Origin of the sequence: Pseudomonas sp. PDM01 (assembly GCF_014852325.1) — a bacterium.
Lineage (GTDB): Bacteria > Pseudomonadota > Gammaproteobacteria > Pseudomonadales > Pseudomonadaceae > Aquipseudomonas > Aquipseudomonas migulae.
The window spans coordinates 254,923-267,443 of record NZ_JACVBK010000005.1 but is presented as its reverse complement, the minus strand read 5'-3'; the positions used below and the strand labels follow the sequence as shown (position 1 = coordinate 267,443).

The following is a 12,521-nucleotide window of genomic DNA, read 5'->3' as shown; positions in this document are numbered from 1 at the left end:
CCCCGGCAACTGTACCGGTACAGTGTAGAGCGCCGATTGTTAGCCTGGGAAGGCAGCGCCGGGGGGCAAAACCTGAGGGTGTCGCTTTTTTGAAAGAAAAAGACAGAATTGCGGCGGGGGTTGTAGCTGAATTCTCAGCAATCCTTGGCTTTCCTGCAGTTTTCAATCGGTAACTCAATTGCATCCGGGTTTTTCTGCCTGACCACCGACGTTATCATCCACGTCGATTTCTTTTCCGGACAGGACCCATGACTCAAGAACCTAGCACCCTCTATGCCAAGCTGCTTGGTGAAACCGCATCTATTACCTGGAAGGAGCTGGAGCCCTTCTTCGCCAAGGGTGCCCTATTGTGGGTCGATCCCGGTCTGGATTTGATCGCGGTGGCCGAGGCTGTGGCGACGGACGAAGGGACGAAAGTGGCTGCCTGGCTGGCCGCCGACACGGTCGCCAAGCTGTCTGAAACGCGGGCGCTGGATCTTTTCGAACGTGATCCGGAGTTGTGGGCAGTGGTGGTTTCGCCGTGGATTCTGATCCAGGAAAGGGCGACGAAGTGAAGTTGCGCACCGAATGAGTGCGTCGCTTCGCCGGGGAAAAGTGTGTAGCCGAGTAGCGTGATGGCATGTTGCCGTAGAGAAAGGCCACAGGCGGAGTTGGCATAACGGTGACGTAAACGTAACGGGCACAGTTTATTGAGCAGCCGATGGGCTGCTTAATTGTTTCTGGATGTTGGATTTGGGGGGGCTATTCAGGCTGGGAGGCGTGGGTTGTGTACATATCCATTACTGCGGTAACGGCTGCTAATGGTTTCGCCCTTACGGCGAGTCACTTGGAAAAGCCCCAAGTAACCAAGGGCTCTTGCCCCTTTCGTCCGGTGCCTCGCCATGGCTCGGCATACCCTCGCTTCGGTCCTGCTCCGTGGGCCCGCCGCCATCGGCCATCCATGGCCGGGGGCGGCTAGCCCGGCATCCATGCCGGGTTGCCCACTGCGCAGAACCTCCACTCGGCCTCCCCATGGGGCAAGCAGATCAAAATCAAAAGCCAGATCAACACCGCGCGAGGCGGCCTTAAAGCCGACTTGGCTCTTTGGTGGTCCGCGTTGTCCTTCTTTGTTTCGTACACTCATTCCGGACTTGTACACCAATCCCCTGTAGGAGCCGGCTTGCTGGCGATGGACGTTAACGATGACGCGGGCTGCCTGAATGTGCGCGGTGGCTGGGCGTTTTTCGCGAGCAGGCTCGCTCCTACTTGGGATCGGCGTCAGCACGGTCAAACAAGCGCAGCGCGCCCGCTTGACGCCCCGGTCGGCCCAAAGGCCGCCTCGTTTTTGATTTTGATCGCAAGCGCCCCGTTAACCACGCTGGCCGAACGCAGGCATTGCGCAGCGGGGAAACCGGCAAGGATGCCGGTTTAGCCGCGCTGGGCCAGGGATGGCCCATCGCGGCGACCCGCGGAGCAATGCCGGAGTTGAGGGCACACCGAGCCTAGGCGAGGTGCCAAGTGGTGGGGCAAGAGCGCTTGGTTACTTGGCGCTCTTCCAAGTAACTCGCCGTAAGGGCGAAACCAATATCCGCCATCACCCAAAAAACGGATATGCCCCCCAAGCTTGAATCTAAAAGCCTGAGGAGCGGCATCAGATCAGACGGTAAACGTCTTGCCCGTATGGTTATTAAGCGAAATAACCTTGGTCTTGCCAATCCGGTGACGGTAGATCTCGCGCAGGTACTTGATCGCTTTCTTCACGCAATCGCGCGACAGGCGAATGTCATTGATCGAGACAAATTTTTCCTTGTCGTTGATCAGCTCGCGGTACTTCTTCTCGTACATCGGTTTGATCGCATACCAGTTGGTATCGAGGATCTTCGCCGGGTTCTCGAACTCGTTCAGCAAGTCGTCGATCAGCTCTTCGTTGAAGTCTTCGTTGATGATGAAGTCGAGGATCGAGTTGTCCAGCGTATCGTCGAAGCGGTACGGGTTCTTCGCGAAGCAGCGCTTGATGAAGGCCACGATCAGCGTCAGGAAGTCGTCCGACAGGCACGGGCTCTTGGCGATCAAGGTGGTCAGCGACAAGTTGGCCGACGCGCCGATCACCAGCGCATAACGCTTGAGCGTGGTGTTCGGGAACAGGCTGTTGAGGTGAGTCTTCAACCGGTTCAGGTCCATGTACGACAGCTTGTAGTCTTTCGGCAGCGAAACAATCGACACCACCGACGAGCAGTTCTTGAAGAAGTGCAGGTCGTGCAACGCGGCCGCGTCGTAACCGGAATTCTTGTACTGCTCCAACGAGGCGCGATAGCGCTTGGACTCGATCGGCAGCAGGCTGATGCCTTCAATGGCCTGGGTCACTTTGTTGAAGTGCGGCAGGTCGATGGAGCGGAAGAACAGGTCATCGATGTTCAGGCGCTGCGGCTCTTTCTCGAACACCTTGAACTTGTCACTGCTTGGCGGCGGGGTTTCCGGCACTACGGATTCTGCGTAGGCAATCGCCACCGGGCCGGCCAGGCTCATGAACAGGTCGTTGGCGTCGAGGCGAATGGTTTCGCCGATGTCGATGCCGGCGCGACGGAAATAGTTCTGGTCGTAGTCAGTCGTGACCGCCTGCGCCGTCAGAATGTTGAAGATCTGCTGCGAGATGTATTGGTTGGCGTGCTTTTCCATCGCGTTGACGTCGATGTTCTGGATGTTGCCGTCATCGCTTTCTTCGGCATAACGCATGATGTCGTTGGAAATCAGCATCATCGCGTTCCATGGGCGGATACGGCCCATGACGCTGGCTTCGCTGCTGTCTTCGTTGGCGAAGTTGTAGGAGAAGTCCCATTCTTCCGAGAGGTATTTGCACAGCAGGCGACCGGCGTTGATGTGCAGCGCCTCGGACATTTCACTGCGGTGATCGGAAATGTTCGGCAGCACGCAGATGCCGCTGGTGAAGATCGGTTCGAAGACGAAGGAATGACCGCTTTTGCCGTCGTGCTCGTCCATCGGCTTGGTGTCGAACGTCTTGTTCATGTACGAGTGCTGCTGGGCCAGGCCGAATTCCGATGCCATGCCCGAACCGGTACCGCCGCCGGCACTGAAGATCGAGAAGTACAGGCGCGACTGGTTGGCCTTGATGCCGCAGCTGTCGATCAGGTACGAGTGAATCATTTTCCAGTCCGGGCTGGAGAAACGCTGGGTGTCCTTGTTCAGGATGATCTTGGCCAGGTACTGACCGAGGATCGGCGCGTTACCGGCGCCACCGGCGTGGACTTCCGACAAGTCCATGATTTTCATTTTGCTGTAGTCGCGCAGGAAGCCGCTTTTTTCGCCCTTGCGCGAGAAACGGATGCGACCGGCGATGTCTTTGTCGAGGTCGCCGAGCATTACCAGCGGTTCGACCAGGAACACCGGCTTGGTGGCCTTGTTCGGGCCCAGGCGCAGGTTGTTGCGGATCCACTGGGCCGGGCTGTAGCCCTTTTCGGCGTAGCGCTTGTCCGGCGACAGGCGATCTTCGTTGTTGAATTCGTTGAGGTAGAACTTGCGGGCGTTGTACACCAGCTCCGCGACGTCCAGCGCGATGTTCGAGCCGCAGCGACCGAGGCCGATCAGGCACACCGACGGGAATTCCTGATCGTTGTGCTGTTCGTTATCGCCTTCCAGGTGCGGCGGACGCGGGAACACCATGTCGCGCAGACCGTCGAGGTTATCGAGGATGCGGTCGGTATTGGTCTCGGTGAAGTACAGGTATTGCTGAGTCGCCAACGGGCGCGAGGGGCTCAATGGCTTCGACGGCGTGGGGCTGTTCGCCGCGGGGCTCAGCGTCAGATCGGATATCGCAGTGGCCGGATTGTTTTTAGAAGTCATTGTGCGCCATGTACCTGGGCTGGTTGGCTGGACGACAACGTGTCGTCAAGCCATCACGGATGGGTTCTCGCGTCTTTTTTCAGCGCGTATTGGGCCCAAGCGTCAGGGACTGGGCCTGAACATCACTCGGGGGAATCCTTTCCTTAGTCATGATGAATCGGCCAATATTTGGCGATCTTTAATGAAAAAGGAGGCCAAATGATGTCAACCCTACCTTCGTTGGGTTTTGCCGGTATCGGCCTTATGGGCCTGCCGATGTGTCGGCGCCTGCTGGCTGCGGGGTTTTCGCTGACTGTATGGAACCGTAATCCTGCCAAATGTGCGCCGCTGGTCGAGGCGGGTGCGCGACAAGTTGCCACGCCTGCCGAGCTGTGTCGGCACGCCGATGTGCTGATGTTGTGCCTGGCCGACACGGCCGTGGTGCGCGAGGTGGTGTTTGGTCCGGGCGGAGTGGCCGAAGGTGGGAAAAGCGGCCAGTTGCTGGTGGATTTTTCCAGCCTGGAACCCACCGCGACGCGGGAAATGTCGGCACAGTTGGCCAGCCAGACCGGCATGCGCTGGCTGGACGCTCCGGTGTCCGGGGGCGTTGTCGGCGCCGAGGCCGGGAGCCTGGCGATCATGGTGGGCGGCGAAGCGGCGGACCTTGAGCGTGCCAGGCCTGTTCTGCTCAGCCTCGGCCAACGTGTCACTCATATGGGCGCGGTCGGGGCGGGGCAGGTGACCAAGGCCTGCAATCAGATGATCGTTGCCTGTAACGCGCTGGTCATCGCCGAAGTCGTGGCGCTGGCCGAACGTTCCGGTGTGCAGGCCAGCCTGATTGCCGAAGCGCTCGCCGGCGGGTTTGCCGATTCAAAACCGTTGCAGATCCTCGCCCCGCAAATGGCCGAAAGCCGTTTTGAACCGGTGAAATGGCACGTGCGCACGCTGCTCAAGGACCTCGATACCGCGGTGAAATTTTCCCGTGAGCAAGGTTCGGCCACGCCCATCAGCGGATTGGCCGCACAATTGATGCGGTTGCATGGTAGCCAGGGATTCCTGGAAAAAGATCCGTCGACCCTGGTGCAGTTGTACCGCGAACCGGACTCAGCGGACTGATCGTGTGCCCGTGTTGGCGATGGTTGATTTCACTCAGCACCGGACGCAGTTCCGCCAGCGGCACCGGGCGGCTGAGCAGGTAGCCCTGGACGAAATCGCAGCCGTTGCGCTGGAGAAACTCGTATTGCTCAAGGGTTTCGACGCCTTCGGTGATCACCTGCAAATGCAGGGTGTGAGCCATGACGATAATCGCCTGAACGATTTCCATGTCCTGAGTCGATTTTGGAATGTCCTGGATGAACGAGCGATCGATCTTCAGCGAGTTGAGCGGCAGGCGCTTGAGGTAGGCGAGGGAGGAATAACCGGTGCCGAATTCGTCGATCGACAGCGACACGCCGAGGGCGCGGATCTGGCGCAACAACACCAACGAATTGGCGATGTTGACCATCAGCGCGTTCTCGGTCACTTCCAGTTCCAGTCGCTGCGGCGCCACTCCGGCAACCCGCAACGCGTGTTCGATTTCATCGGCGAGGTCTTCGCGCGCCAGGTTCAGCGGCGAGCAGTTGACGGCGATGTGCAGTTCTTCGTAGCCCTGACGTGACAACTCGCTCAGGTCCTCGCAGGCTTTGCGCAGAACCCAATTGTCCAGCTCGGCAATCAACCCGTTGGCCTCGGCGATGGCAATGAAGCGGTCTGGTGTCAGCAGCCCGTGAACCGGATGTTGCCAGCGGACCAGCGCTTCCAGCTTGCTGACCTGTGCGGTTTGCAAGTCGAAAATCGGTTGGTAATGCAGGATCAGCCCGGTGTTTTCATGCAGGGCGTGGCGCAGTTCCTCTTCGAGTTGCAGCTCCAGCGTGGCTCGGGTTTTCAGGTTCGGGCTGAAGAAATTCAGGCCATTGCGGCCGCCGCCCTTGGACTGGTACAGCGCCAGGTCGGCGTGTTTCAGCAATTCCTCGCAGGTGGTGCCATCCTCCGGAAACAGGCTGATGCCGATGCTGGTGGTCATGACCATGCGCCGCCCGGACAGCTCGATCGGTTCCTTCATCTTCAGCATGATGCGCTGGGCCATGGCCCGTGCTTCCTCGCGTTCACGCAGGCTGATGAGGAGGCAGAACTCGTCACCGCCGAAACGCGCCACCACATCTTCGTGACTGCGAACCGAACCCTTGATGTGCTGGGCCAGGACTTTGAGCAATTCGTCGCCGGCGTCGTGGCCGAGGCTGTCGTTGATCCGCTTGAAGTGGTCGATGTCCAGAAACATCACCGCGAGCATGCCGCCTTCATCGGTTTTCTGGAGCAGCTTCTCGGCGAAGATCTGGTTGAAGCCGCGGCGGTTGATCAGGTTGGTCAGGGCGTCATAGTTCGCCACTTCTTGCAGCGACATGCGCGCCTGATCCAGTTGGCCGAGCAGCGTATTGACCCGTTGCAGGTCGCGTTCCTTGTGTTGCAGTTTCTTGTCCGCCAGTGCTGCGCCGATGCTGCTGCCGATGATCAGCAGCGTGATGACCGCCACCGTCAGCCCCAGTTGCAGGTGATTGTTGTCACCGGGCAACGTCAGCGGGCTGCCGGTCGGCAGCACCAGGCTGAAGGCGGCCATGCCGGTGAAATGCATGCTGATAATGCCCGCCCCGAGCACCAGGCTGGCGCTGAATTTGACCAATTGATGGAGCAGGCCAGAGCCTTCGCGCAATCGACTCGACAGCAACAGCGCCGCGAGGCTGGCGCCAATGGCGATGACGATGGAAAGGATGAACAGCACCGGTTCGTAATACGTCATCGCATTCGAACGCATCGCCGCCATGCCCACGTAATGCATGATCGCGATGCCCAGGCCAATGCAAATGGCCGCCTGGATGTACTGCCGGATGCTCAGGTGAGGATGACTGAGGGTGTGCATCGCCAGCCACGAGGCGAACAGGGCAATCAGCAGGGAGGCAAGGGTGACGGGCAGTTCGTATTGAATCTCGACCGGCGCCTGAAACGCCAGCATGCCGATGAAATGCATGGCCCAGATGCCGCCTGCCAGGCATCCGGCACCGATCCAGCGCCACAGCCGTTGTGACGCCGGGTTTTCCGAATGCCCGACTCGTTCGGCCATGTCCAGCGTGGCGAAGCCGCCCACACAGGCGACCAGATAGGCCAGCAGCACCAGAAAAGGATCATGTGTGCAATTGAGGACAACTTGCCCGTTCGCGGCCAGCTCGGTAAAAAAATGCAAACCAAGCCACTCCATAGCATGCCCCGTCTTGTCCCGGCCCGCGCCATGCACGCTGGCGAATGCTTTGGAGTATAGAGGTCATACAAAGAGCGTCAGCGGTGATGGCACATTGGCACTAATGATTTTGGCATAAGTGTTATAGCGTTTACGGCTAAGGCTCAGGCGATCTGCTCATAAGGTAAATCGGGTTGCAGCGCTGGTAACCCGAAGGCGGCTCGTGCCGCATCGCAATCCACATTCGCCTCGCCGTTGGCCCAAGAGGCATCGAACTCGCGGCAAGTACTGGAGCGTTGGTCGTAAATCGAGCATTGCACCGCGGTGCCGACTTCACCGACCAATCCGACACAACGAGTCGGTTTACAGTCGGTGCCGAGCATGGCCACCCGGCTGGGGCTGATCGGCGCCACCAGTTCATCGGGCACTACACCTCCGGCCGAGGTGCATTCACCCCAGAAAAAAGACACGCGAAAGTGAGAACAGCAGGCACCGCAATTCAGACACGGACTGGCTTCGGACATGGGCGATAATCAAAGGAGGGATGGGGGCATGGTGTGGCAGACAAGGCCGCTATTCTAGGCTTCGCCTCGGGCTTTGGAAGGGGGGCGCAGAGGTATTTTTCAACGGTTGGTCGGATCATGGAAAACACCACCAACCCACTGTGGGACGGGCGATGCGACCGGTATATCAGTCACATGAATGTTGAATGTGGCATCGCCATCGCTTGCAAGCCGGTTCCACTGGCGCCATGGGTTGATATCAGCCTTACGAATAATTACAGACAGTTGCACCGGGCCTGACTAGATTGCAGGTTCCGGGGACAGTGATGCCCCAAAAACAATAAAAAGAGACGGACCCATGCAGAACTCGACCCAAGCGGCGAATGCCTGGCGCATTCTGTTCCTGCTGTTCCTGGCCAATCTGTTCAACTTCTTCGATCGCACCATTCCGGCCATCATCATCGAGCCGATCCGTATGGAATGGCATCTCAGCGACTTTCAGCTGGGCATCATCGGTACCGCCTTCACCATTGTCTATGCGATTGCCGGGCTGCCGCTGGGGCGGATGGCCGATACCGGTTCGCGCGCCAAGTTGATGGGGTGGGGGCTGGCGGCCTGGAGCGGGCTGACAGCGGTCAACGGGCTGGTGGGCAGTTTCTGGAGTTTCCTGATCGTGCGCATGGGCATCGGTATCGGTGAGGCCAGTTACGCACCTGCCGCCAACTCGCTGATCGGCGACCTGTTCCCGGCCCACCGCCGTGCGCGTGCGATGGGCATTTTCATGTTGGGTCTGCCGTTGGGCCTGCTGCTGGCGTTCTTCACCATCGGCTGGATGGTCAAGGCGTTCGACAGCTGGCGCGCGCCGTTCTTCATCGCGGCGGTGCCGGGGCTGATCCTGGCGGTCTTCATGTTTTTCATCAAGGAACCGAAACGCGGCGCAGCGGAAAGTGTGCAGGTCTCGCAGGAGCGTGTGGACCGGCCGATCCGCCGGGTGCTGGCGGTGCCGACCTTTCTGTGGCTGGTGATGGCGGGGCTGTGCTTCAACTTCGCGACCTATGCCTGCAACTCCTTCCTGGTGCCGATGCTGCAACGCTACTTCCAGATGCCATTGCACGAAGCGGCGGTGGCGACCGGTGTGATCGTCGGTGTGACGGGGCTGTTCGGCCTGACGTTGGGCGGCTGGGTCGCAGACAAGATTCACCAGCGGGTGGCCAATGGGCGGCTGCTGTTTGCGGCGTTCAGCCTGATCGTTTCGACGGTGTGCACCGCGTGGGCGTTGCATGCCGGGCGGATCGAGATCGGGGTGTTCGTGGCGGTGTTCAGTCTGGGCTGGTTGTTCGCCTACAACTTCTACACCTGCGTTTACACGGCCATCCAGGACGTGGTCGAACCACGCCTGCGGGCCACGGCGATGGCGTTGTTCTTTGCCGGGCTGTATTTGCTGGGTGGTGGATTGGGGCCGGTGGTGGTGGGCGGTTTGTCCGATCACTTTGCGCACACGGCGATGCTGGCGGCCGGCGCCGAACAGATGACCGAAGCGTTCAAGGCTGTTGGCCTGCATGACGCGATGTACCTGATCCCGGTGGCGCTGTTCTTTACGATGGTGTTCCTGTTCATGGCGTCGCGGTGTTTTGTGCGGGATGCGAAGCGGATGAAGGAAGGGTTGGTGGCGGTGGTTGAGCCGCAGATCCCGGCAGTCACCGCGTAGGAGATTTGCAATAGAGAACCTGTAGGAGCCGGCTTGCTGGCGATGGACTCGAATACGCCGCGGTGAACCAGTCAGTACGCGTTATCGTTAACGACCATCGCCAGCAAGCCGGCTCCTACAGGGATTGTTTGGTTTTTCCGAGACAAAAAAAGGCCCGCATCGCTGCGGGCCTTTTTCATTGCACGAGGTGGGGCAGGACGATTAACCCGCCACCAATACCCGAATCGCTTCCAGTCGCAGCGCTGCCTTGTCGAGCATCGCCAGACCTTGTTCCCGCTGTTTACGCAGGGCAACCAGTTCGCTGTCGCGTACGGTCGGGTTGACCGCTTGCAACGCGGTCAGGCGGGCCAGTTCTTCATCGGTATCAGCCGCGAGACGACGTTGCGCCTCAGTCACGCGCTCGGCATGACGCGGGAAGATTTTCTCTTCACCGGCGTTGATCCGTGGCGTCAGCTGATCGCGCTGAGCCTGGATGAACTTGTTGGCGCTGGCACGCGGTACGCTTTCCAGTTGATCGTTCAGGGTCTCGAACGACACCCGGGCCGACAGGTCATTGCCATTGGCATCGAGCAGGCAGCGCAGCGCGGCCGGCGGCAGGTAACGACCCAGTTGCAGCGAACGCGGTGCAACCACTTCGCTGACGTAGAGCAGTTCCAGCAACACGGTGCCCGGTTTCAGCGCCTTGTTCTTGATCAGCGCCACGGCGGTGTTGCCCATCGAACCGGACAGCACCAGGTCCATGCCGCCTTGCACCATCGGGTGTTCCCAGGTGATGAACTGCATGTCTTCGCGAGACAGCGCCTGGTTGCGGTCGTAAGTGATGGTCACGCCTTCGTCGTCGCCCAGCGGGAAGCTGGCGTCGAGCATTTTTTCGCTCGGCTTGAGGATCAGGGCGTTTTCCGAGTGGTCTTCACTGTCGATGCCAAAGGCGTCGAACAGGGTTTCCATGTAGATCGGCAGCGTGAACTGATCGTCTTGCTCGAGGATGTCCTCGACCAGCGCATCACCTTCGCCAGCGCCGCCGGAATTGAGTTCCAGCAAGCGGTCACGGCCAGTGTGCAGCTCGGCTTCCAGGCGCTCACGCTCGGTGCGAGCCTCGTCGATCAGCGCTTGCCACTCGCCGTCGTCGGCATTTTCCAGCAGCGGCAGCAGGCGCGGGCCGAACTGATGCTGCAAGGCGTTGCCGGTCGGGCAGGTGTTGAGGAAAGCGTTCAACGCTTCGTGGTACCACTGGAACAAGCGCTCTTGCGGGCTGGTTTCGAGGTACGGCACGTGCAGTTCGATGATGTGCTTCTGGCCGATCCGGTCGAGACGACCGATCCGCTGCTCCAGCAGGTCCGGGTGCGACGGCAGATCGAACAGCACCAGGTGGTGCGAGAACTGGAAGTTGCGACCTTCACTGCCGATTTCCGAGCAGATCAGCACTTGCGCGCCAAATTCTTCATCGGCGAAGTAAGCGGCGGCGCGGTCACGCTCAAGGATGTTCATGCCTTCGTGGAACACCGTCGCAGGAATACCGGAACGCACGCGCAGGGCGTCTTCCAGGTCCATGGCGGTTTCGGCGTGGGCGCAGATCACCAGCACTTTGGTGCGCTTGAGCATTTTCAACTGGTCGATCAGCCACTCGACGCGCGGGTCGAATTTCCACCAGCGTTCTTCTTCGTTGGCGTCCGGCTGGGCCTGGAAGCTGACTTCCGGGTACAGCTCGGCGTGATCGCCCAGCGGCAGTTCGAGGTATTCGTCGGGGCACGGCAGCGGGTACGGGTGCAGTTTGCGCTCCGGGAAACCCTGCACGGCGGCGCGGGTGTTGCGGAACAGCACGCGGCCAGTGCCGTGGCGGTCGAGCAGTTCACGGACCAGGCGGGCACTGGCTTCGGTGTCGCCATCATTGACGGCGCTCAGCAGCGCTTCGCCTTCGTTGCCGAGGAAACCGTGAATGGTCTTGTGCGCTTCAGGCGACAGACGCCCCTTGTCCAGCAGCTCCTGAACGGCTTCGGCCACCGGGCGATAGTTCTCGCTCTCGGCACGGAAGGCGTGCAGGTCATGGAAACGGTTCGGGTCGAGCAGGCGCAGACGTGCGAAGTGGCTGTCCTGACCCAGTTGTTCCGGGGTGGCGGTCAGCAGCAATACGCCGGGAATGACTTCAGCCAACTGTTCGACCAGCGAGTACTCAGGGCTGGCCTTGTCTTCGTGCCACACCAGGTGGTGGGCTTCGTCGACGACCATCAAGTCCCAACCGGCGGCGAACAGCGCGTCCTGGGCCTTTTCGTCTTCCACCAGCCATTCCAGAGCGACCAGCGCGAGCTGGGTGTCTTCGAACGGGTTGGCGGCATCGCTTTCGATGAAGCGTTCTTCGTCGAACAGCGCGACTTGCAGGTTGAAGCGGCGGCGCATTTCCACCAGCCACTGGTGCTGCAGGTTTTCCGGCACCAGGATCAGCACGCGGTTGGCGCGGCCCGAGAGCAGTTGGCGATGGATCACCAGGCCGGCTTCGATGGTTTTGCCCAGGCCCACTTCGTCCGCCAGCAATACCCGCGGCGCAATGCGGTCGGCGACTTCACGGGCGATGTGCAACTGGTGCGCGATCGGTTGCGCGCGCACGCCGCCCAGGCCCCAGAGCGAGGATTGCAACTGGCGGCTGGTATGTTCCAGGGTGTTGTAGCGCAGGGAGAACCAGGCCAGCGGGTCGATCTGCCCGGCGAACAAACGGTCGCTGGCCAGTCGGAACTGAATGAAGTTCGACAGCTGGGTTTCTGGCAGGGTGACCACTTCGTTCTGCGCGTTGAGACCGTGGTAGATCAGCAGGCCGTCGATGTCGTCGACTTCCTGTACGGTCAGTTTCCAGCCTTCGAAGTGAATGATCGAATCGCCCGGCGAAAAACGCACGCGGGTGAGGGGCGCATTCCGTAGCGCGTACTGGCGAGTCTCGCCAGTGGCCGGATAGAGCACGGTCAACAAGCGGCCGTCCTGTGCCAGAACGGTGCCTAAACCCAGCTCGGCTTCGCTGTCACTGATCCAGCGTTGCCCCGGTTGATACTGCTGCGCCATGCTGCCTGACTCCCACCTTGAAAAAGCGGGCTATCTTAACGGAATGAGGGCTTCAGGGCCAAAGGACTCTCAGAAAAACTCACAGTCTTACGTTAGTCCACCGCTTGAGACGTGTGCGGGCCGGGGCACTTGTTAGTGCCAATCCGGTCACAGTTTGCGACCGATGGCTCAAGTCGCC

General features: G+C 60.1%; 7 protein-coding genes. 3 read left to right on the top strand and 4 right to left on the bottom strand.

Translation table 11 applies throughout. The features are described from left to right. Positions 1 to 248 precede the first annotated feature (248 nt). Positions 249 to 554 (top strand): DUF2288 domain-containing protein, encoded by a 306-nt coding sequence (locus IB246_RS14930; protein WP_008043547.1) that lies wholly within the window; start codon positions 249 to 251, stop codon positions 552 to 554. A gap of 1,081 nt (positions 555 to 1,635) precedes the next feature. Here the strand turns inward: IB246_RS14930 and IB246_RS14925 are convergent. Next, the gene (locus IB246_RS14925) at positions 1,636 to 3,837 is read right to left on the bottom strand and encodes a hypothetical protein (protein WP_008034213.1); all 2,202 of its coding nucleotides are present in this window, start codon (positions 3,835 to 3,837) and stop codon (positions 1,636 to 1,638) included. Between the two features lie 198 nt (positions 3,838 to 4,035). Here IB246_RS14925 and IB246_RS14920 point away from each other — a divergent pair, with 198 nt between their 5' ends. Then, entirely contained in the window at positions 4,036 to 4,932 is an 897-nt protein-coding gene (locus tag IB246_RS14920) for an NAD(P)-dependent oxidoreductase (RefSeq protein WP_008043602.1), read from the top strand. Here the strand turns inward: IB246_RS14920 and IB246_RS14915 are convergent. Beyond that, positions 4,823 to 7,105, bottom strand: a complete 2,283-nt coding sequence (locus tag IB246_RS14915) for a putative bifunctional diguanylate cyclase/phosphodiesterase (protein ID WP_032832815.1) — start codon at positions 7,103 to 7,105, stop codon at positions 4,823 to 4,825. The two genes, IB246_RS14920 and IB246_RS14915, sit on opposite strands and share 110 nt — an antisense overlap. Before the next feature lie 143 nt (positions 7,106 to 7,248). After that, a complete protein-coding gene (locus IB246_RS14910) occupies positions 7,249 to 7,608 on the bottom strand; it encodes a YkgJ family cysteine cluster protein (protein WP_032829148.1) in 360 nt (119 codons plus the stop codon). A 337-nt stretch (positions 7,609 to 7,945) separates the two neighbouring features. Between IB246_RS14910 and IB246_RS14905 the strand changes: the two genes are divergently transcribed. After that, positions 7,946 to 9,295 carry a spinster family MFS transporter gene (locus IB246_RS14905; RefSeq protein WP_008043599.1) on the top strand — a complete coding sequence of 450 codons (1,350 nt, stop codon included), beginning with the start codon at positions 7,946 to 7,948 and terminating at the stop codon, positions 9,293 to 9,295. Positions 9,296 to 9,496: 201 nt separating this feature from the next. Here the strand turns inward: IB246_RS14905 and rapA are convergent, their stop codons facing one another. Then, positions 9,497 to 12,343, bottom strand: coding sequence for an RNA polymerase-associated protein RapA (gene rapA / locus IB246_RS14900; RefSeq protein WP_008043596.1), 2,847 nt, complete (start codon positions 12,341 to 12,343; stop codon positions 9,497 to 9,499). Between the last annotated feature and the right edge of the window lie 178 nt (positions 12,344 to 12,521).

Bases quoted from the DNA above. Each gene is read 5' to 3' on its own strand.
- IB246_RS14930 (WP_008043547.1), top strand. From the start codon at position 249: ATGACTCAAGAACCTAGCACCCTCTATGCCAAGCTGCTTGGTGAAACC.
- IB246_RS14925 (WP_008034213.1), bottom strand. From the start codon at position 3,837: ATGACTTCTAAAAACAATCCGGCCACTGCGATATCCGATCTGACGCTG.
- IB246_RS14920 (WP_008043602.1), top strand. From the start codon at position 4,036: ATGATGTCAACCCTACCTTCGTTGGGTTTTGCCGGTATCGGCCTTATG.
- IB246_RS14915 (WP_032832815.1), bottom strand. From the start codon at position 7,105: ATGGAGTGGCTTGGTTTGCATTTTTTTACCGAGCTGGCCGCGAACGGG.
- IB246_RS14910 (WP_032829148.1), bottom strand. From the start codon at position 7,608: ATGTCCGAAGCCAGTCCGTGTCTGAATTGCGGTGCCTGCTGTTCTCAC.
- IB246_RS14905 (WP_008043599.1), top strand. From the start codon at position 7,946: ATGCAGAACTCGACCCAAGCGGCGAATGCCTGGCGCATTCTGTTCCTG.
- rapA (WP_008043596.1), bottom strand. From the start codon at position 12,343: ATGGCGCAGCAGTATCAACCGGGGCAACGCTGGATCAGTGACAGCGAA.